The organism is Synechococcus sp. O70.2 (assembly GCF_047462135.1).
Classification (GTDB): Bacteria; Cyanobacteriota; Cyanobacteriia; order Thermostichales; family Thermostichaceae; genus Thermostichus.
This window is the reverse complement of the sequence record NZ_JANSIS010000001.1, coordinates 340,998-362,141: the sequence shown is the minus strand read 5'-3', so window position 1 is coordinate 362,141 and position 21,144 is coordinate 340,998. Positions and strand designations below refer to the sequence as shown.

Genomic DNA, 21,144 nt, shown 5'->3' with positions numbered 1-21,144 from the left:
ACCCGCCTGTCGAACGCTAGATGGCGAGCCAGTTGCCTCAGCTTGCAGTTGTAGGGGTAGCCGGAGATGGCTCGGTGGCTTCCTGGGGGATCCCACCCCTTTCGCAGGCCAAAGTCCTGGCCGGGCCTCCTAGCCTACTCCAGCACTTTGCTGACCATCCAGCCCGCAAGATCCCGCTGACCGGGTCAGTGGAAAGTTGGATCCCGCTTCTGCAGCAGGAGCTAGCGCAGGGATCTCTGGTCTTGTTGGCCAGCGGGGATCCGCTGTTTTTTGGGATTGGGCGCCTGCTGACCCAGTATTTCCCGAGGGAGCAGTTGGCTTTTTATCCCCAGGTGAGCTCGGTACAGTTGGCCCTCAACCGCCTACAGATCCCCTGGCAGGAGGCCACTATCCTCAGCCTACATGGGCGGGGAATGGAGCAGTTGGAACCCGTTCTCAAACAGGGATCCCCTGTAATTGTAGTGCTCACCGATCCAGAGCACACACCAGCCAGCTTGGCCCAGTTCATTGCCGACCTGCGGCTGCCAGTGCGCTACCAGGCCTGGGTATGCAGCCAACTGGGATCCCCCCAGGAGCAGATCATGCCCCTGCAGGAAGGGGAGAACTCTGCCTTCCCCAGCCCTAACCTGGTGGTGCTGCGGCGCGTTGAGCCGGAACCGGATCCCAGCCGCTGGCCTTTGGTTGGGATCCCGGACGACCAGTTCCACACCTTTCCCGACCAGCCCGGCCTAATCACCAAGCAGCCCATCCGCCTCCTCACCCTGGGAGCCTTGCAATTGCCGCGACAGGGGGTGGTGTGGGATATCGGGGCTGGCACGGGCTCAGTGGCTGTGGAGATCGCCCGCCTCTCTTCCCAGCTCCAGGTCTATGCCATCGAGCGCAACGCCATGGGCATTTGTCTCATCCAGCGCAACCGCCAACGCTTTGGTCTGGAAAACCTGCAGGTAATCCCAGGGGCAGCGCCTCAGGTGCTGGCTGACCTGCCGGATCCGGATCGGGTGTTGCTGGGAGGAGGTGGAAAGGGGATCCCCCAGCTCCTGCCCACAGTGGCGCCCCGCCTACGGCCTGGAGGGATCCTGGTGGCCAACTTCGCCACCCTAGAAACCTGCAGCGAAACCCTGCAGTGGCTGCGCTCACAGGGCTGGCAGGTGCGAGTGGAACATGTCCAGATCTCCCGCTCCACGGCCTTGGCTGAGGGCACTCGCTTTTCCCCCCTTAACCCCGTTTACCTGCTGCAAGCAATCCCTTCCACCTCGAAGTTCCACTAAGCCCTCAACTGAATGGGAGAGAGTTCAGGGAAGGCTTAGGCACGGCCTAGGATCCAGGCGATAAGGGGGGGATCCCTGTGCTCAAGATAGTACCGAACGGCTGAGGTCAGGTCTAGCTCCAAGTCGCGGTTTTGGATGTCGGTGATCATTCTGTACATCAGCTCCAGGTGAATGCGATCCTCTTTGGTGAGCAGCTCATACTTGCCATTAGGGCTGTTGTTGAGGGCAGCCAAGGCCGCTTGGGTGGCGGTAGCCGTTTTGGAAGGAGGCTTGAGGCGGGCATCCCGCAGCAAAAGAAACTGAAGCTCAGGGTGAGCAATCACCAATTGGTTGAAGTTATCGACCTGCCCATACATGCTGCCAGCAGCCACTTGGATAAAGGCGATCACCCGCTTTTGGCTGGGGAAATAGAGGTGATCTGGAAGCTTGCGTTTGCCCAGCTTCAGGGTGCTCATGGGGACAGGATGGATCCCTTGCAGGGCATTGACGATGGTGCGCAATTTGCCGATATCAGCTGTGCTGTCGATGATCGCCTCTTGGGGATAGGCGGCGCGGAGCTGAGCCTCAGTGGTGCGGAGATAGGGATCCAGCGTCTCAACAAGATCGGCAGATGGGCTGGGATCCCGAAGGGGTGGAGATAGAACGATGGAGGGGCCGTGGGCAGGCAGAAGGGGGATGAGCAGTTGTTTGAGGGTTTGCAGCTCAGTTTCGAGCCGCTGGACACGGGCGGCTAGATTGCTGGCAGTGGGTACAACTTGCACCTGGGGAGGGAGAGGGATCCCGTTGATGTAGTGGCGATAGTAGGCTGAGGCCCGATTGAGAATGGCCCGAATGGAGGGTTGGCCAAGAATATCGCTGAGGTCATCGGCGGTAAAGAGAGCTTGGAGGTGGATCCCTGAAGGCAGGCGGCTCTGGAGAAGGGCTTGAAGCTGGGGAAGAGAGGGGAGATCTAGGGAGAGGACGGTTTGGGAGAGGCGATCGACGGTAGCCCGGTCAAATTGGGTTTGGAAATGTTGCCAACGATCAGGAAACAAATTAAGGACAAACAGACTGTTGGGAATACGGGTAAAAAGCTCTTTTAGAGCATCGCCAAAGTTGAGAAGGATATCTCGATTTTCCTCTCGGCCCAGAGCCTCCAATTGGTCGAAGACAATGATCAGGGGCTGGTCGAGCAGCGAAAGCCTGCCGATGACTTTCATCCCTTCTAGGGCAAAGGTGTTGCGATCCAGATCTGCACTCCAAGGGGGCAACCCAATCAAGTTGGTTTCTTCAGGATCCAGGTCGGTACCGCTGAGCCAGCGGATGATCTGGTGACGGCGGTTGGGATCCCTGTAGCTGCAGTATTTGATGATGCCCTTGAGAATGTTTTCGGTGGAACCGGTAAGGAAGTTTTGCTCTGCCCACCAGCGCAGAACCAGTTTTTCAATGGCTTGCCATTGCTGACGACGACGCTCGCTGCCTTCTGCTCCTAGGCGATGAAAGAGATTAAGGGGATCCGCAGTGAGAATAGAGAAAAGCTTCTCATTTTTTGAAGTTTGGGGGGAAGTTTTCAAGATTTCCACAAAGCTTTTGGCAACGAGATAATCAAGCTGAGTATGGTGACGAGCATCAACTTGTTCTCGCAGGGATTCCAGGGTGTGGCTGTAGATGTGGTGATAGATGTTGTCGGGATGGGTGGGCTGAGGGATAAACAGGAGACGGTTGTGGCGCAGCAGGTTTTGGGCCACCCGCATGATTAGGTGAGTCTTGCCGGATCCAGGTTCCCCCAGTAGGACAACGCCCCGGCTCTGGTGGTTGGGATCCCGTTGAATGTCCTGGAGAACGGCTGTGAGTTGCTGGTACTGAGACTGATAGATGGTAGCCTCGTCGGGGTAACTCTGAAAGGGATTGTCAACTCTACTGCTGGCAAAGGGGTTGGGAATATTCTGAGCTTTGAGCTGAGCGTGGGTGAGGTGGCGATAGAGGTGATAGGTAAAAAGAGCATCGTAGCTGGCGTCGTGGGCCAGTTTGGAGTTGAAATAGCCGCTCTCCAGTTGGATACTAAGATGTTTGCTAAGATACTCTAGACTGTAGCTGGGGAGGTTGGGGAAACATTCCTTGGCAGCTAGCCAAGTGCAAAAAACGGGGTTAGAAAGCCACTCTTGGTTAGCTTGCTCAAAGGCTTGTTTAAGGATTTTCAGGTCGTGCTCTGCGTGGTGGAAAACGAGGGTTTTACCTTGGGCCAAACGCCGTAGGTCCGCAACAATCTGGGCTAAAGGCTTGGGCTGGGGGTGGCCAGGCGAGTATTCCTGGGTATGGGCGTGGTAAACAAGCTTACCGCTGCTGTCGACAATGGCAATCTCTTCAAGGTTAGGGTTGCCCTCGGTGTCAATAACCAAGTAGCTCATGGAAAGAGAGATCCTGGAACACTAATGAGCTAGATGCCCCATTGTAATTTCTGAATGGACAGGGGGGCTAGGAGGTGAGTAACCCATACGGAAAACACCTAGCTTCCCAGCAGAGGGGCTAGGAAGCCAGGTGGGCATTTATTTGCCTAGAATGGCAGGAGGGCTGGGGAGTGGTGGGCCTCCTAGGGCTCTAGCCCTCGTCCTCTTCGTCGTTGCTAACTCCCCCTCGGTAGAGATAGGAAGAACGGTTGGTTTTCTTGATGTAGTCCTTGATGGATTCCAGGTCGATGTAGCGATCCGCCAAGTTGATGAGCTGATCGCTGGTCATGGAGCGCAGGCTAACCACCTCTACCCGTGCTCCCTGGTAGCTGACGGCATTGACAGCATAGGCCAAGTCCCCGTCGCCGCTTACCAGCACCGCTGTCTCATACCAGCGCACCAGCGACAACATGTCCACGGCAATCTCCACATCTAGGTTGGCCCGCTTGGATCCATCGGGGAGTTGGGTCAGCTCTTTGGTAACCACACGGAAGCCATTGCGGCGCATCCAGAGCAAAAACCCCTGCTGCTTTTCGTTGTTGCGGTCGACGCCGGTGTAGAAAAAGGAGCGCAGAAGGGGAGAACGGCCGGTGAGCGTCTTCAGGAGGCGGGTGTAGTCAATCTCAATGCCCATCTGCAGGGCAGCGTAGAAGAGGTTGGCCCCGTCAATGAAGATGGCTACGCGCCCGCGGTTGTCCTGAAAAGGCTCCGGAAGCTGAAAGCCAGGGTCAGGGTCAAGACGCAACATTCGAGTTTTCTTCTCCAAGTTTTGGCCAAGGGATAGAAAAGGTAGGATATTAAAATCAGGGGAGCAAGGCATCGGCCCATGAGAGCCCTAGCTTACGCCATTACCCTAGCGTAGAAGATCGCTCCCCCCTGGAAGACTTCCAAAATCCTAAAGAAAAAATACTTAGCTGGAGGGCACTTGCAGATGCCTGGGCAGGAGGGCCCGCCACCCTATCGTTTCCCCATTCCCCTACTCAAAGGCGTGTTGCGCGGCCGCTGCAAGCGCTTCTTTGCCGAGGTGGAGCTGGAAAATGGGCAACAGGTAACTGCCCACTGCCCCAACACCGGCCCGATGACGGGAGTTTGCCAGGTGGGGGCACCCGTTTGCCTCTCCTATCACCCCGATCCCAGGCGCAAGCTGGCCTACACCTGGGAGATGATCCAAGTGGGGGAGGTGTGGGTAGGGATCAACACTGGCCTACCCAATCGCCTAGTGGAATGGGGGCTGCAGCAGGGCTGGTTCCCCCAACTGGCTCAGTTTTCCCGCTGGCGGCGGGAAGTGGTCTGGGGCAAAAGCAGGATGGACTTTCTTTTGGAGGGGCCGGGCGGCTGTGCCTACCTGGAGGTTAAAAATACAACCTGGGCTGTTGGCTCCTGTGCCCTTTTTCCCGATACCGTGACGACTCGCGGTCAAAAACACCTGGAAGACTTGGTGGAGATCCGCCGACAGGGTCAGCGGGCTCTGCTGCTGTATTGGATTAACCGCGCCGATTGCACCGAGTTTGCCCCCGGAGCAGAACGGGATCCCCGCTATGCCCGTCTGTTTCACCAGGCCCTGCAGGCGGGAGTTGAGGTGCTGCCCTACCGGGTCGAGGTTTCGCCGCAAGGGATCCGCCCCCTGGGCCTAGCTAAGCTTGTGGCTTGAGAGAACCTTCTGGGATGCGAGTAGCCACCTGGAATGTCAACTCCATCCGCAGCCGCCTGCCCCAGGTTTTGGCCTGGCTGGACAAGCAGGGATCCCTGGATGTGCTCTGCCTGCAGGAGACCAAGGTGGTGGATGCGGAGTTTCCCCGTGCCCCCTTTGAGGAGCGGGGCTTCCATGTGGAGGTGTACGGGCAGAAAGCCTACAACGGCGTTGCCCTCGTCAGCCGGGAGGTGCCGGAAAAGGTGGAGCGGGGCTTTGCTGCCCTGCTGCCGGCAGCCGCAGAGCTGGATGAGCAAAAGCGGCTTATTGGCGGCCTCTACCGCGGCATCCGCATCCTCAACCTCTACGTGCCCAATGGCGAGGCGGTGGGATCTGACAAGTACGCCTACAAGTTGCGCTGGCTGGCCTGCCTGAAAGACTACCTCCAGGTGGCTCTCGACCAGGGGCAGCCTATTCTGCTCTGTGGCGACTTCAACATCGCCCCGGAAGATCGGGATATCTATGATCCCAGCAAAGCCGGAGAAATCATGGCCTCCGAGCCGGAGCGGCAGGCCCTGCAGAAGATCCTGGCTTTGGGCTTTGAGGATGCCTTTCGCAAGTTTAACCCGGACCCTGGACATTTTAGCTGGTGGGACTACCGGGCCGGGGGGTTCCAGAAGAATCGGGGCTGGCGCATTGACCACCTCTACCTTTCCCCCTTGCTTCAGGACAAAGCTACGGCTTGCTGGATCGACGTCGAGCCGCGGCGGGCAGAAAAGCCCAGCGACCATGCCCCTGTGGTTGTGGAGCTGGCAGTCTAAAGTCCCTAAGCCGCTCCCTTGAGCCAACAGCGGCTATCTACGCTAGGCTGGTAGACGTTAACGAATGTATCGGGCTGCCGCCATGGCGCTCTTTGGTTTCGGCAAACTGAGCAAGAAACTGACCCTGCCTACCCCGGAGGAGGCTTTGCCGGGCCGCTCCGAGCCAATGGCAATCGTTAACCGGCACTACGTCAAGGGCACGCCCCTGAAGCCCCCTTTTCCCGAGGGGATGGAGCTAGCCATGTTTGGCATGGGCTGCTTCTGGGGAGCGGAGCGCAGGTTTTGGCAGTTGCCTGGGGTGTATACCACTGCAGTGGGCTATGCGGGCGGGTATACTCCCAACCCCACCTATGAAGAGGTCTGCACCGGCTTGACTGGCCACAACGAGGTGGTGCGGGTGGTTTACGATCCCAGCCAGATTAGCTACCTCCAGCTCTTGAAAGTGTTTTGGGAAAACCACGATCCCACCCAGGGGATGCGCCAGGGCAATGATGTGGGCACTCAGTATCGCTCCGGCATCTACGTCTATTCCCAGACCCAGCGGGAGCTGGCGGAAAAAACCCGCGACCTCTACCAGCAAGTCCTGAGCGCCCACGGCTACGGCCCCATCACCACTGAGATCCTGGAGGCTCCAGAGTTCTACTACGCCGAAGACTACCACCAGCAGTACCTCGCCAAAAACCCGCGCGGCTACTGCGGCCTGGGGGGAACTGGGGTACCGCTGCCGGAGCTCCTCACCCCCGACCTTTCTCCTTAGAGAGAGAGGGAACCTAGAAGATGCGACGGGAAGGGGATCCCCGCTCCAGCAGCTCCCTGGCCACTAGGGTCACCACCGCCAGCAAAGAAAGCACCACCGCGGCTGCATAGGCTGATCCTGTGGCATAGCTGCGATAGGCATCTTCCACAAACAGAGGCAGGGTTTGGGTGCGCCCAACGATGTTGCCCGAGACCACCGCCACAGCGCCAAACTCCCCCATGGCGCGAGCATTGGTGAGGATGACTCCATACAAGAGGCCCCAGCGGATGTTGGGCAGGGTAATCCGCCAGAAGACCTGCCAGGAATTGGCCCCCAGAGTTTTGGCGGCTTCTTCTTCCTCGGTGCCGGCCTCTTCCAACACCGGCAATACTTCCCGCACCACAAAGGGCAAGGTGATGAAAGCCGTGGCCAGCACAATGCCTGGAAACGCAAAAATGACCCGCAGGTTCCAGGATCCCAGCCAACCTTGACGGCCAAAGATCAGCACCAGCATCAGGCCGGCTACTACCGGCGAAATGGAAAAGGGCAGGTCAATGAGGCTAAGCAGCAAGGCCCGCCCTGGAAAGCGGCGGCGTGCTAGCGCTATGGCAGCGCAGAGGCCAAAAAGAGTATTGAGAGGCACGACAACCAGGGCAGTTAGCAAAGTCAAGCGGGCTGCGCTGAGAAACTCTCGCTCCCCCAGGTGCTGAAAAAAACTGGGGATCCCTTCCCGCAACGCCTGGTAGAAGACATTCACCAGGGGGATCCCGATGAGCAGCCCCACATAGAGCAAGACGATCCCAATCAGCAGGCCAGCCAGCCAAGGGTTGGCGGGTGGCTTCCCTTGAACCTCGGCAACTCCCTTAGGTCTCATGGCGACTTGCCCAGCCTTGCAGAAGGTTAATCACCGCCAGCAAAAGGAAGGAGATCACCAGCATCACCGTCCCAATCACCGTGGCGCCGGCGTAGTCGTACTGTTCCAGTCTTTGGATGACCAGCACCGCTGCAATCAAATCCTCGAAGGGGATGCTGGCGGCAATGATGACGATGGAGCCATACTCACCGACAGCGCGAGAAAACCCCAACGCCACCCCTGTTAGGATAGACGGCAGAATTTGCGGTAGTACCACTCGGCAAAAGGTCTGCCAGCGGGAGGCGCCCAAGCTCCAGGCAGCTTCCTCCACATCCGGCTCCAGTTCCTGCAGCACCGGCTGCACGGTCCGCACCACAAAGGGAAAAGAGATAAACAGCATTGCTACCCCCACCCCCCAGCGGGTAAAGGCAATGCGGATTCCCAAGGGAGCCAGCAGGGATCCTATCCAGCCGTTGCTGCTGTAGACGGTCGCCAGGGTGAGGCCGGCCACAGCCGTGGGCAGGGCAAAGGGCAGATCAATCAACCCCTCGAGGAGCTTTTTCCCAGGGAAGGCGTAGCGCACCAACACCCAGGCGGTTAGAGTGCCCATCACACCGTTCACTAAGGCCGCCAGCAAGGCGGTTACAAAAGTAACCTCATAGGCAGAGAGGGCCAGGGGATCGGTGGCAATCCGCCAAAACTCTGCCCAGCCCAAGGTGCTGGCCTTGGCAACCAAGGCAGCTATTGGCAAGACCAGCATCAGGAAGAGATAGCCCAGGGTCAGCCACCACGGCCAAGACACTGGAAACACCGCCTGCAGCAAGGTTCCCTAAGCTCCCACCGCCATGGCTGTCATTTCCGTTTTCTTGATGGGGAAGGCTTTGATTACCCTGGGGCGCACGTAAACCTGCTGCCCAATGTGCAGGGGCTGGTTGGTGTATTGCTCGCGGCTGAGGTGGGCCCAGAGGGATCCGCCATCGCTCAAGACCAGCTCCGCCTGGATCTCCCGCCCTAGGTGGATGATCTCTTTGACCCAAGCCGAGACACCGCTGCCAGTGGGGTTGAGCTCAATTTGGACATCATGGGGGCGCAAGAACAGCCGATGCGAACCGGCCTGCGCTTCAGGGAGCTGGCAGGATAATACGGAGCGGGGCGAGAGCTCGTTGACCGGGCCAATAAAGCTCATGACAAAGGGAGTGGCCGGATGATCGTAGATCTCGGCAGGGGATCCCACCTGTTCGATCCGCCCCTGGTTCATGACCACAATTTGGTCGGCCACCTCCATAGCCTCTTCTTGGTCGTGGGTAACCAGGACGGTGGTGACATGCACCTCGTCGTGTAGGCGCCGCAGCCACTGGCGCAGCTCCTTGCGCACCCTGGCATCCAGGGCTCCGAAGGGCTCATCCAAAAGCAACACCTGCGGCTCCACCGCCAGAGCACGGGCCAGGGCCACCCGCTGCCGCTGCCCCCCCGAAAGCTGGGAGGGGTAGTGATCCCCAAACCCCGACAGTTGCACCAGCTCCAGCAGCTCGTCCACCCGTGCCCGAATTTCAGCTCTTGGCAGCCTGCGGATCTCCAGGCCAAAGGCAATGTTCTGCCGCACCGTCATGTGCTTAAACAGGGCGTAGTGCTGGAAGACAAAGCCGACGTTGCGCTCCTGGACGCTGGCGTGGGTGGCATCCCGCCCGGTGAGGAAAATCCGCCCCGTGTCTGGCTTCTCCAGGCCGGCAATCAGGCGCAGCAGGGTAGATTTGCCAGAACCCGACGGCCCCAACAAAGCCACTAGGGATCCCGTGGGGATGGTGAGATCGGTAGGGTAGAGCGCCTGAAACTCGCCGAAACGCTTCGATACCCCTGCAATGGTGATGCCCATAGGCTCTGCCTAGCTAGTGGTTTGCCTGAGCAGTTGCTGGATTGGTTGCCGGCTGAGTCTTCTCAAAAGGTTGAGGGAAGTTAAACGCCCACCTAATCTACGGTAAACCTGTCAACAAACCGTTGATACAGCTCCCAGAATAACTTGAATGGGAATCCAAAACAAGGGAGCCTCCCTACAACTCGGCTTGAATGCGGTCAAACAAAGCTCCATCGGCAAAGAAGCGGCTTTGGATTGTCTCCCAGCCGCCTAGGTCGGCAACGGTTACCAGTTTCTCAACAGGAGGGTAACGCCAGGCAAACTCTTGCGCCACCGTGGGCTCCACTGGCCGAAAACCCACCTTGGCAAAGGCCCGCTGCGCCTCGGGCGTAAAGAGATAGTCCACAAAGGCTTCGGCCACGGCGCGGGTGCCCTTGCGGTCTACGTTGGCATCCACCACCGCCACCGGGTTGTCGATGGAAATGTTGGGATCCGGCACCACGTAGGGCAAGGGCTGGCCGCGCAAGCCCGCCAGGATCACCTCATGTTCGTAGGTGAGCAGGGCATCCCCCTGCCCTTTTTGGAAAAAGACATCCGTAGCCTCCCGCGAGTCCCGCGGCAGGACGCGGACGTTTTTGTAGACCTGAGTAGTGAAGGCTAGGGCCTGCGGCTCAGGGACAGCGCTCCAGAGGGCCAAAAAGTTCCAGCGGGCGCCCCCTGAGGTTTTGGGGTTGGCAGTAACCACCTGCAAGCCGGGCCGAGCCAGATCCGTCCAGGAGCGGATATCGTGGGGGTTGCCCTCCCGCGTTACCATCACCACCACTGAACGGGTGACGATCCCTTGGTTGGGTGTGCGACTTTCCCAACCCGGCCGAATCAGGCCGGCAGCCACAATGCGCTCCACATCCAGGCCCAGGGCCAGGGCCACTACGTCGGCATCCAGCCCCTCGATGACCGCCCGCGCTTGCGTTGCCGAGCCAGCGTAGCTGCTTTCTACACGCACCCGTTGTCCAGTCTGGGCCAGCCAGTGGGCCTCAAAGGCAGGGATGATCTGCCGGTAGGCATCGCGGGTCACTGCAAAAGAAGCTAGCAGAATCCTCACTTCCCCCTGGGATCCCGCCCCGCCGCCGCAGCCACCCAGCCCCAGCAGAAGTCCCAGGAGCAGGGATCCCAGCCCCAGCCACCGCCCCACTCTCGCCGACCAGCCCACCGCGATGGGTAATCTGTTCACAGCCATCCCCAAAAGCTTCTCATCCTCAACCCTCTCCCCGAAGACGAGGGAAGGTTGGGCGCCAGGGATCTATTCTACGGTAAGCCGGTCGGTAAACCGTTTTTAGAGCCAGGGCTAGCTAGGCAGGGCGTGGGGAGCGCTGCATCGGCAGCAAGATCCAACGTGGCCCTGAGGAGGCCGGGATCCTCTGGGGAGGGGAGCAACTGGAACCCCAAGCGCCTACACAGGCGGCGCATGCCCTCGTTTTCGCTGAGCACCTCGCCGGCCAGGCGCTGGATCCCTTCGCAGCGGGCCACCTGAATGAGGCGGGTCAAGAGCTCCGTGCCGATCCCCTGTCTTTGGTAGGGATCCGCCACCAAGAGGGCAAACTCCGCTTCCTGAGGGAGGCCGTGTTTTTTGGAGAGGCGGCTGATGCCAAGGAGGTGGGGTTCTGGGTCTTGCCGCTCGGCCACCAGGGCAATCTCGCGGTCGTAGTCATTAAAGCAGAGGCGAACCAGGCGCTCGTGGGCGATGCGAGCGCTGTATTGGATGGGGTGGAAGTAGCGCAGATAGACGCTGTAATCGGAGACGTGGCGGTGAAAATCGATCACCAAAGGCTCGTCTTCAGGGCGAATGGGGCGAATGGTGATGCCGTCCCGGAAGCTCCAGATGTACTGGGTGGGATAGGGGCGGATGGCCAAGGGCACCTGGGGATCCTGCTCGGTTCGCAAAATGACGCGGGCATCCAAAGCCAGCAGGCCCTCGCTGGAAGCCAGCAGCGGATTGATATCGATCTCTTTAATCTCCCGCTGCTCGGCCACCAGTTGGCTAAAGCGCACCAAGAGCTGTTCCAGGGCCTCCAGATCGACGGCTGGGCGTCCCCGCACCCCCTTGAGGGCTTTGTAGATGAGGGTGTTTTCCATCAGACGCCGGGCCAAGGTGGTGTTGAGGGGGGGAAGGCCAATGGAGCGATCCTGAAACACCTCCACCAGTTGTCCGCCACTGCCAAACAGCAACACCGGCCCAAACTGGGGATCCTCGCTGCTGCCCAGGATCAGCTCGTAGCCGTTGGTGGGAACCATGGGCTGCACCGTCACCCCTTGAAAGTGCTGGGATCCGGCTTTTTCGGCAACATTAGTCTGGATCTGCTGGTAGGCCCGCCGCACGGCTTCGGCATCGGGCAGGTTGAGCTGCACGCCGCCTACGTCGCTTTTGTGGGTGAGGGTGTGGGAGTAAAGCTTCAGCACCACCGGGTAGCCTATGGCCTCAGCAGCTTCCACCGCCGCTTCCGAACTTGCTGCCACCCGCGTGGGCACCACCGGGATCCCGTAGGCGGCTAGGATCTCCTTGGACTCGACCTCGGTTAAGAGCGTGCGACCTTGCTGCCGGGCTTGGCTGAGGATTTGGTGCACCCTATCCCGCTCGACCGCTCTTGCAGGGGGCAAAGTGGGAGTTTCGTAGAGGGCCTTGAGGTTGTCGCTAAAGCGCCACAAGTAGCTAAACACCCGCGCCGCTTGATCCGGGTAGCGGTAGGTGGGGATCCCGGCCTGGTTGAGGATCTGCTCGCCGGCATCCACCAGGGCTCCCCCCATCCAACTGGCCAGGATGGGTTGGCGGGATCCGCTGCGCCGCCAGGTCTCCACCACTTTCTCAGCCGTGGCCGTGGGATCCGTCATGGCTTGGGGGGTGAGGATTACCAAACAGCCCTGGCTAGCGGGATCCCGCAACACGATCTCCAGCGCCTGGGCAAAGCGCTCCGGGCCGGCATCGCCCAGGATATCGATGGGGTTGCCGTGGCTCCAGTGGGGCGGCAGGATCTGGTTGAGCTGCTCCAGGGTTTGGGGAGAAAGCTGGGCCAGGGATCCGCCGGCGCGGATGAGGGCGTCGGTGGCCAGCACCCCCGGCCCGCCGGCATTGGTGAGGATGGTGAGGTGGGGCCCTGGGGGACGAGGCTGTTTGGCCAGCACCTCCGCCATGTCGAAGAGATCTTCAATGCGATCCACCCGCAGCACACCACAACGGCGAAAGGCCGCATCCAAAACCGCGTCGCTGCCGGTGAGGGATCCCGTGTGGGAGGCTGCTGCCTGGGCTGCTGCCTGGGTGCGTCCCGCCTTGATGACGATGATGGGCTTGCTCAGCGCCACCTCGCGGGCTGCCGATAAGAAGGAGCGGGCATCTCCAATGGATTCCATGTAGAGGACAATGCTGTGGGTATGGGGATCCTCGCCCAGGTAGTCGATCAGATCCCCCCAGCCCACATCCAGCATTGATCCCAGGGAGATGAAGGCGCTAAAGCCCACATTTTCCCGCAGGCTCCAGTCCAGGATTGAAGTGCAGAGGGCCCCGCTTTGGCTGATAAACCCCACGTTGCCGGGTCGGGCCATCTGGGCGGCAAAGGTGGCATTCAAGCCAGTGTGGGGGTTTTGGATCCCCAGGCAGTTGGGGCCAATTAGGCGCAACTTGCCGCGGGCGGCCTGTTGGATGGTCTTTTCCAGGGCCAACCCCTCCGGGCCAATTTCCTTAAAGCCTGCCGAGAGGACAATGGCCCCCTTGACTCCGGCCTCGACGCATTCTTGGATAACCGCCGGCACCCCGGCTGCCGGGATGGCGATGATGGCCAGATCCACCGGCTCCGGCAGAGCGGACAGCCGCTCGTAGGCCCGGATCCCCAACACCTGGTGCCGCTTGGGGTTGACCGGGTAGACCGTGCCGCCAAAGGGATGGCTAATGAGGTTCCACAACACCGTCCGCCCCACGCTGCCCTCCCGCTCCGTGGCCCCCACCACCGCCACCGAACGGGGCAGAAAAATGGGAGCTAAGGGGTGGGATCTGGCCTTCCAGATGTCGAGGCTGGGATCGGGGCGGTGCAGCGCAGCCATAGCCGTTGCCAGGGTGGGGGTCACGTTTTGGCTGGGAGCAGAAAGGCGGCTCTTAGGCCAGAGCCGGCTCCGGCTGGTGGTAGAGGGCAGCCTCTACCCGGCAGCCCCGATAGGCCAAGATGTACAGCTCCTTCATGTCCTGGATGAGGGGGTAGCGGGGGTTGGCGCCGGTGCATTGGTCGTCAAAAGCCTGCTCCGCCATCGCTTCCAGACGGTCGTAGAACACCTGCTCGCTCTCGCTGAGGGCCTCGCGAATGCTGGCCGGGATCCCCAGCTTCCGCTTGAGCTCCTCGATAGCCTCAATGAGGCGCATGACCTTTTCATCGTCATTGGCCCCGCCCAACTGCAGGTAATCGGCAATCTCGGCATAGCGGTGCTTGGCGTTGGGGTAGCGGTATTGGGGAAAGATGGCCTGCTTGAAGGGAGCGTCGGTGGCGTTGTAGCGGATGACGTGGGTAATCATCAAAGCGTTGGCCAGGCCGTGGGGCAGGTGGAAGGTGGATCCCAGCTTGTGCGCCAGGGAGTGGCACACCCCCAAAAAGGCGTTGGCAAAGGCCATGCCGGCAATGGTGGCAGCGTAGTGGACTTTTTCCCGCGCTTCTGGATCTTCGGCCCCCCTCTCGTAGGCCCGCGGCAGGTAGGTCATCAGCAGCTTAATCGCCTGCAGCGCCAGCCCGTCGGTAAACTCGCTGGCCATCACCGAGACATAGGCTTCCAAAGCATGGGTGAGGGCGTCGATGCCGCTGTAGGCGGTTAGCTTCTTGGGCATCTTCAGGGTGAGATCCGGATCCACGATGGCCATGCTGGGGGTGAGGGCGTAGTCCGCCAGGGGGTACTTGATCCCCACCCGGTCGTCGGTCACCACCGCAAAGGGTGTCACCTCGGATCCCGTCCCGGAAGTGGTGGGGATGCAGACCAGTTGGGCCTTTTGCCCCAGCGGCGGCAGCTCGTAGACCCGCTTGCGGATGTCCATAAAGCGCGTTGCCAGGCCTTCAAACTCCAGCTGGGGCTGCTCGTACATCAGCCACATCACCTTGGCCGCGTCCATGGGGGATCCGCCGCCCACGGCGATGATGACATCCGGCTGAAACTGGCGCAGCTGCTCCAGGCCGCGGTTGACGGCGCTGAGGGTGGGATCCGGCTCCACGTCGTGGTAGACATCCCACTTTATCTGGAGCTCCTCGAGAACCCGGGTAACCGGCTGCAGCACACCCAGCTCGAAAAGGGGCTTGTCGGTAACCAAAAAAGCCCGCTTTTTGCCGGCCAACTCCCTCAAGGCCACCGGCAGACATCCCCGCTTAAAGTAGATCTTGGGCGGCACCCGGAACCAGAGCATATTTTCCCGCCGGTAGGCCACCGTTTTGACGTTGAGCAGGTGGCGCGGCCCCACATTGTCCGAGACGGAGTTGCCCCCCCACGTGCCACAGCCCAACGTTAACGAGGGATCCAGCCTGAAGTTGTAGAGATCCCCAATCGCCCCCAGCGAAGAGGGGGTGTTGATCAGCACCCGCCCTGTTTGTAGGGCATTCTCAAAGTAGGCAATATCGTCCCGATTGGCTGGATCGGTATACAAAACAGAGGTGTGACCCCGCCCACCGAAATTGACCACTTGGACGGCAATATCGACAGCGCTGTGGAAATCCTTGGCGCGGTAGAGGGCCAAAACAGGGGCCAATTTTTCGTAGGAGAACGGCTCCTCAGGCCCCACCTTGTCCACTTCTCCAATCAGGAGCTTCGTGCCTTCGGGTACTTGGATCCCGGCCAGAGCGGCAATGGTCTGCACCGATTGGCCGACAATAGCCGGATTGAGGCGGCCGTCTTTGAGGAGGAGGCAGCGCACCGCTTGCGTTTGTTCCGGATCCAAAAAGTAGGCCCCCCGCTGGCGGAATTCGGCCTTGACCTGCTCGTAAACAGCATCCACCACGATCACCGCCTGTTCTGAGGCGCAGATCATGCCGTTGTCGAAGGTCTTGCTCAAGATAATCGAGCTGACGGCTGTGGGGATGTCGGCGCTGGCATCGATCACTGCCGGGGTATTGCCTGCCCCCACCCCCAAAGATGGGTGGCCGGAAGAATAGGCCGCCTTGACCATGCCAGGGCCCCCGGTGGCCAGGATCAGCTTCACCTCAGGATGCTGCATCAAAGCCTGGGAGAGCTCAATCGTGGGCTCGTCAATCCAGCCAATCAACCCCACCGGCGCGCCTGCCGCCTCAGCCGCCTCTTTGACCACTTTGGCTGCAGCAGCCGTGCATCGTTTGGCACGGGGGTGAGGCGCAAAGATGATGGCGTTGCGGGTTTTTAGAGTGATGAGGGCTTTGAAAATTGTTGTCGACGTGGGGTTGGTTACTGGCACAATACCTGCCAAAAGCCCCACCGGCTCAGCAATGCGCTCGTAGCCAAAGCTCTCGTCCCGCTCGATGACGCCGCAGGTTTTCTCGTGTTTGTATTTGTTGTAAATGTACTCAGAGGCAAAGTGATTTTTGATTACCTTGTCCTCCACAATGCCCATGCCGGTCTCTTCTACGGCCAGCTTGGCAAGCGGGATCCGTTCGTTGTTGGCAGCCAGGGCAGCTTTGTGAAAGATTCGATCCACCTGTTCCTGGGTGAAGGTGGCATACTCAGCCTGGGCAGCTTTCACCTGTTGGATCAAAGCTTCCAGTTCCTCGAGATTGGTGACAGGCATAGATGGATCCCTCCAAAATCACATCCATACTGTTGAGAGTTAAGGCAATAGTTAGAAATTGCTGGAAGACTCAAGCGGGCTCACTGGCCGGCTAAGCGCCAACAGACGTAAGGATCTGGATCCCGGCGGTCATTTTTGGGGGATGGGTAAGGGTGTTGTGGATAATGCAAGCATCAACAGCTTTTTCCAGAACCCTTTGATGCCTTATGTCTTGGCCTTGGTTGACCAAAGGCTGATCGCTGAGGGTGTGATGGTCGCAGCTTTCGGCTTGAAATTGAATGCCATTTTGGTAGATTACGCGCACCCCCCTGGGGATCGCTCTCCCTCTATTTTGCGACTGCCAGAGTTGGCAAGCTCTTAGCCTGCTAAGTTCAACTAAGTTAAACCTAGCGCCACTTTGGAGGCAGCCTAAGAATTTTAGAGATAACTTTGGGATCAGGCTAATGCAAGTCACGATTGGCTCCGGTTTTGTTGCTGTCGCCACGGCGATAAACTAAACTGCCACCAATCCCCGCTCACGAAAGATCTGCAAAGCGTGGTTGATCTGTTCAGGAGTAGGCGGCTGAACATCGCTGAGGGTATAGGGCAAACCCAACTGCTGCCATTTGTATTCCCCTATCTTGTGAAAGGGCAAAACTTCCACCCGCTCCACGTTGGATAGGGTGGCTACAAACTCAGCCAATCCCTTAATGTTTTCCTCGGGATCCGTTAGTCCGGGAACGAGGACAAAACGAATCCAGGTGGGCTTGTGGATCTGGTCTAAATAGCGGGCCAGATTAAGAGTGGGTTCTAGCGAAACGCCGGTAACCTTTCGATACAGCTCCGGCAGATAAGACTTGATATCGAGCAACACCAAATCTGTATGATCCAACACAGGTTTTGCCGCTTCCAGTTGAACATAGCCAGAGGTATCCAAAGCCGTGTGCAAGCCCAACTCATGGCAGCGGCGGAAAATCTCAGCCACAAAGGTGGGCTGCATTAATGGTTCTCCCCCGCTGGCCGTTACTCCCCCGCCTTTGAGGTAGTAATTGCGGCAGCGCTGGATCTCCGCCATGAGGGAGTCCACTGTCACCACCTGGCCAGCATTGGGATCCCGACAGTCCGGATTGTGGCAGTATAGACAGCGCAGAGGACAGCCCTGCAGGAAGATGACAAAGCGGATCCCTGGCCCATCTACCGTGCCACAGGTTTCAACCGAGTGAATGCGGCCGGTCACCGGCCTCGAGGGGTTGAGGGAGGTACCCATAACTTCTATTCTCAATGGCTTTTGCAAAATATCAATTAATCTTGAGGTTTTCTTCCAAATTGCTGGCTACGTTGCCCACCCCCTGGCTTTGACTTTGGGTTTACCTGGGCTGGGTTTTCTTAAGTTGAAAACCGATGGAAAGACCCCAAAGGGCCTACTGGGAGACACCTGACGAGATGTTGTGTAGGCGATGCGCCTTCGGATCAAAGCCCGCTGGGAAATGGGTATAGGCATCGAAATCGGCGTGATCCAGCAAAGCTCCTTCCAAGAGAGCACCTCGGAAATCGGTGCCGAAAAGCAGGCATCCTCGCAGATCGGCTCCAGATAGGTTGGCGTCGCTGAAATTGGCAAAGCTGAGATCACACCCCCGCAGGTTGGCGCCTGCCAGGTTGGCCCCGCTGAAGTCGGCAGAGCGCAGGTCGGCACCGGCTAGGTGGATCCCTTGTAGGTCGGCCTGGAGCAGCTCGATCCCTTGGAAATCTCGCTGTCCTGCCGCGTAGTCTCTAACCAAGTCCAAAGCGCTATAGCTCATCGAACCTCCTTGCTGGGGGATCCCTTTCCCTGGGTATGGGCAGCCTTCAGGGATCCCCTGGCCGTCGTTTAGAAGTGTTGATGGAAGGTGCGGTTAATCACATCCAGTTGTTGCTCGCGGGTGAGCTTGATGAAGTTCACCGCGTAGCCGGAAACCCGGATGGTGAGCTGTGGATAGAGCTCTGGGTGCTCCATGGCGTGCAGCAAGGTCTCGCGGTTGAGAACGTTCACGTTGAGGTGAAAGCCGCCATCCCGCATGTAGCCATCCAGCAGCCCCACTAGATTGGCAACCCGCTCCTCGGCTGTGCGACCCAGGGCCGCCGGCACAATCGAGAAGGTGTTGGAGATGCCATCCAGAGCGTCGTCGTAGGGCAGCTTAGCCACGGAAGCCAGCGAGGCCACCGCCCCCTTGGTGTCGCGGCCATGCATGGGGTTGGCCCCAGGGGCAAAGGGTTCACCTGCGCGCCGCCCGTCAGGGGTGTTGCCGGTTTTCTTGCCGTAGACCACGTTGGAGGTGATGGTGAGGATGGACTGGGTGGGGATGGCATTGCGGTAGGTCTTGTGCTTGCGCAGCTCCGCCATGAAGGTCTGCACCAGTTGCACCGCAATCTGGTCAACCCGGTCGTCGTTGTTACCGTATTTGGGGAAGTCGCCCTCCACCGCGTAATCCACCACTAGGCCCCGCTCATCCCGGATGGCCCGTACCCGCGCGTATTTGATGGCGGATAGGGAGTCGGCTGTTACCGACAGGCCGGCCAACCCAAAGGCCATGGTGCGCAGCACGTCCCGGTCGTGCAGGGCCATCTCCAGGCGCTCGTAGCAGTACTTGTCGTGCATGTAGTGGATGATGTTCATGGTGTTGACGTAAGTTTTGGCCAGCCAGGCCATCATCTGCGCCATGCGCGGCCACACCTCGTCGTAGTCCAGGACATCGGCGGTGATGGGGGCGAAAGCAGGAGCCACCTGCTCGCCGGAGATCTCATCCCGACCGCCGTTGATGGCATAGAGCAGGCACTTGGCCAAGTTCACCCGCGCTCCAAAAAACTGCATCTGCTTGCCGATGCGCATGGCCGACACACAGCAGGCGATGCCGTAGTCATCCCCCCAGTAGGGGCGCATCAAGTCGTCGTTTTCGTACTGGATGGAGCTGGTTTCAATGGAGACCTTGGCGCAGTAGCGCTTGAAGGCTTCCGGCAGCCGCTCCGACCAGAGCACGGTCAAGTTGGGCTCGGGCGCTGGGCCAAGGTTGTAGAGGGTATGCAGCATGCGGAAGCTGGTTTTGGTAACCAAAGGCCGCCCATCCAGGCCCATGCCGCCGATGCACTCGGTTACCCAGGTGGGATCCCCGCTGAAGAGCTCGTTGTACTCCGGCGTGCGCAAAAACCTGACCATGCGCAGCTTCATAACAAAGTGGTCAATGAGCTCCTGGGCCTCTTCCTCGGTGAGGATCCCGGCCTGCAGATCCCGCTCGATGTAGATGTCTAGGAACGTGGAAACCCGCCCCAGGGACATGGCGGCGCCGTTTTGCTCTTTGACCGCTGCCAGGTAGGCCAGGTACAGCCACTGGATGGCCTCGCGGGCGTTGGTTGCGGGGCGGCCTAGATCAAAGCCGTAGCTGGCCCCCATCTCCTTGAGCTCGTACAGGGCTTTGATCTGCTCTGAGAGCTCCTCCCGCAGGCGGATGGTTTCTTCATCCATCGTGTCCACCTCTAGGCTGGCCTTCTGCGCCTCCTTGTCCTCAATCAGCCGATCCACGCCATAGAGAGGTACCCGCCGGTAGTCACCGATGATGCGGCCCCGTCCATAGGCGTCCGGCAAGCCGGTAATGATCCCAGAGCGGCGGCAGCGGCGCATCTCCTCCGTGTAGGCGTCGAAAACCCCGTCGTTGTGGGTCTTGCGATACTTGGTAAAGATTTCCTTAACGCGGGGATCCAGCTCGTAGCCATAGGCCTTGAGGGCCGTTTCTACCATACGGATGCCGCCAAAGGGCAGGATGGCGCGCTTTAGGGGCTTATCCGTTTGTAGCCCTACGATTTGCTCCAGCTCTCGGTCGATGTAGCCTGGCGGGTGGCTGGTGATGCTGGAAGGAAGGTCGGTGTCGGCATCCAAGATCCCACGCTTCCGCTCCAAGGCCATCAGATCTTGAACTTTGGCCCACAGCCGCTGCGTGCGCTCGGTGGCCGGCGCCAAGAAGCTTTCATCTCCCGTGTAAGGCGTGTAATTGCGCTGAATAAAATCTCGGACGTCGATGCAGCGCTGCCACCGCCCAGGCACGAAATCCCTCAAGCTATGTTGTTTACTTGTGAATTCTGTAGGCAAAGCTACAGAAGACTGGGCGCTCACTACCATAGCAATCCCCCTGGCCATTCGGCCTGACAGCTATGCAACAGGCTAGACCTAGAGCAAGACCTCTCCTCAGCTACTGCTAAGGGCTGCTGGCATCTTTGCCAAAGGGACGATCTAGCCACCGGTGCAAGGGAGAACTTTTAGCAACTCTGATGTTTCTTTTTTCAGGCGTTTGCAATACACCTTGCCTACTTCAATTCTAGTTCCTTCTCCTCTTAGGAGGCCGCTGTCTCTGTGTTTTTAATCCCGTTTTTAATGTTTTCTTAAGGGCTTGCTAAGGGGGCTTGCCAAACGGCTAGCTTAGGCCAAGGTAGGTTGGAGGCAGCACCCCCAATCAATCAGGCGGCGCAGCAGTTACTTGAGGAAATCTTCACGAGTGGTGTTAAGGCACGGACAACAAATGGGGTTACTCTCGGCAGCTCGAAAGAGCAGATAAGGAGGCCTCGGAAATAAGAGAAGCCTTTCTGAGAATTGGAAGACAACCACGAAAAGCAACTATTTCCCTTCCCGTCCTGAGCTGAGGATCCGCTCCCCCCCTAGAGGCAAGAGTTTTGAACTAGAGTAAACTTTGGTGTTTGTTTTGAGAGGAGTGTTAAATACGACATCTGAACCACCTGGGCCTTGCCTATCATCCTGCTTGGCGCTGGGCAGTTTTGGTTCCTG

16 protein-coding genes are annotated in these 21,144 nt (G+C 59.1%); 4 read left to right on the top strand and 12 right to left on the bottom strand.

Features of this window, described 5'->3' with window-relative positions; genetic code table 11:
• Positions 1 to 32: 32 nt before the first annotated feature.
• Positions 33 to 1,268, top strand: a complete 1,236-nt coding sequence (cbiE, locus tag NW812_RS01675) for a precorrin-6y C5,15-methyltransferase (decarboxylating) subunit CbiE (protein WP_414393472.1) — start codon at positions 33 to 35, stop codon at positions 1,266 to 1,268.
• A 35-nt stretch (positions 1,269 to 1,303) separates the two neighbouring features.
• On the opposite strand, the gene NW812_RS01670 is transcribed toward cbiE, so the two are convergent.
• Both NW812_RS01670 and NW812_RS01665 read right to left on the bottom strand, forming a co-directional pair.
• Positions 1,304 to 3,655 (bottom strand): AAA family ATPase, encoded by a 2,352-nt coding sequence (locus NW812_RS01670; protein ID WP_414393470.1) that lies wholly within the window; start codon positions 3,653 to 3,655, stop codon positions 1,304 to 1,306.
• Positions 3,656 to 3,845: 190 nt separating this feature from the next.
• On the bottom strand, positions 3,846 to 4,442 hold the full coding sequence (locus NW812_RS01665) for an NYN domain-containing protein (protein WP_414393469.1): 597 nt from the start codon (positions 4,440 to 4,442) through the stop codon (positions 3,846 to 3,848).
• Positions 4,443 to 4,625: 183 nt separating this feature from the next.
• On the opposite strand from NW812_RS01665, the gene sfsA reads away from it, so the two are divergent.
• The 3 genes from sfsA to msrA all read left to right on the top strand — a co-directional run bounded on the left by sfsA (position 4,626) and on the right by msrA (position 6,902).
• Positions 4,626 to 5,345 carry a DNA/RNA nuclease SfsA gene (gene sfsA, locus NW812_RS01660; protein WP_414393467.1) on the top strand — a complete coding sequence of 240 codons (720 nt, stop codon included), beginning with the start codon at positions 4,626 to 4,628 and terminating at the stop codon, positions 5,343 to 5,345.
• Positions 5,346 to 5,359: 14 nt separating this feature from the next.
• Entirely contained in the window at positions 5,360 to 6,145 is a 786-nt protein-coding gene (gene xth, locus NW812_RS01655) for an exodeoxyribonuclease III (RefSeq protein ID WP_414393465.1), read from the top strand.
• An 82-nt stretch (positions 6,146 to 6,227) separates the two neighbouring features.
• Positions 6,228 to 6,902 (top strand): peptide-methionine (S)-S-oxide reductase MsrA, encoded by a 675-nt coding sequence (gene msrA, locus NW812_RS01650; RefSeq protein ID WP_414393463.1) that lies wholly within the window; start codon positions 6,228 to 6,230, stop codon positions 6,900 to 6,902.
• Positions 6,903 to 6,915: 13 nt separating this feature from the next.
• Here the strand turns inward: msrA and cysW are convergent, their stop codons facing one another.
• From cysW to pflB, 10 genes are all read right to left on the bottom strand, one after another.
• Positions 6,916 to 7,755 (bottom strand): sulfate ABC transporter permease subunit CysW, encoded by an 840-nt coding sequence (cysW, locus tag NW812_RS01645; RefSeq protein WP_011429375.1) that lies wholly within the window; start codon positions 7,753 to 7,755, stop codon positions 6,916 to 6,918.
• Positions 7,745 to 8,557 carry a sulfate ABC transporter permease subunit CysT gene (cysT, locus tag NW812_RS01640; protein WP_414393461.1) on the bottom strand — a complete coding sequence of 271 codons (813 nt, stop codon included), beginning with the start codon at positions 8,555 to 8,557 and terminating at the stop codon, positions 7,745 to 7,747. Before cysT ends, cysW begins: the two co-directional genes overlap by 11 nt.
• 6 nt (positions 8,558 to 8,563) lie before the next feature.
• Positions 8,564 to 9,607, bottom strand: a complete 1,044-nt coding sequence (locus NW812_RS01635) for a sulfate/molybdate ABC transporter ATP-binding protein (protein ID WP_414393459.1) — start codon at positions 9,605 to 9,607, stop codon at positions 8,564 to 8,566.
• A 175-nt stretch (positions 9,608 to 9,782) separates the two neighbouring features.
• Positions 9,783 to 10,823 (bottom strand): sulfate ABC transporter substrate-binding protein, encoded by a 1,041-nt coding sequence (locus tag NW812_RS01630; RefSeq protein ID WP_414393457.1) that lies wholly within the window; start codon positions 10,821 to 10,823, stop codon positions 9,783 to 9,785.
• Positions 10,824 to 10,891: 68 nt separating this feature from the next.
• Positions 10,892 to 13,675, bottom strand: coding sequence for a GNAT family N-acetyltransferase (locus NW812_RS01625; protein WP_414393455.1), 2,784 nt, complete (start codon positions 13,673 to 13,675; stop codon positions 10,892 to 10,894).
• A gap of 52 nt (positions 13,676 to 13,727) precedes the next feature.
• The gene (adhE, locus tag NW812_RS01620; protein ID WP_414393453.1) at positions 13,728 to 16,358 is read right to left on the bottom strand and encodes a bifunctional acetaldehyde-CoA/alcohol dehydrogenase; all 2,631 of its coding nucleotides are present in this window, start codon (positions 16,356 to 16,358) and stop codon (positions 13,728 to 13,730) included.
• A 91-nt stretch (positions 16,359 to 16,449) separates the two neighbouring features.
• Positions 16,450 to 16,662, bottom strand: coding sequence for a hypothetical protein (locus tag NW812_RS01615; protein WP_414393451.1), 213 nt, complete (start codon positions 16,660 to 16,662; stop codon positions 16,450 to 16,452).
• A gap of 189 nt (positions 16,663 to 16,851) precedes the next feature.
• Positions 16,852 to 17,574, bottom strand: a complete 723-nt coding sequence (pflA, locus tag NW812_RS01610; RefSeq protein WP_414393449.1) for a pyruvate formate-lyase-activating protein — start codon at positions 17,572 to 17,574, stop codon at positions 16,852 to 16,854.
• A gap of 184 nt (positions 17,575 to 17,758) precedes the next feature.
• Positions 17,759 to 18,136: a pentapeptide repeat-containing protein gene (locus NW812_RS01605; protein WP_414388725.1), complete on the bottom strand. Its 378-nt coding sequence runs from the start codon at positions 18,134 to 18,136 to the stop codon at positions 17,759 to 17,761.
• 68 nt (positions 18,137 to 18,204) lie between these two features.
• A complete protein-coding gene (pflB, locus tag NW812_RS01600; protein WP_414393447.1) occupies positions 18,205 to 20,484 on the bottom strand; it encodes a formate C-acetyltransferase in 2,280 nt (759 codons plus the stop codon).
• Positions 20,485 to 21,144 lie beyond the last annotated feature (660 nt).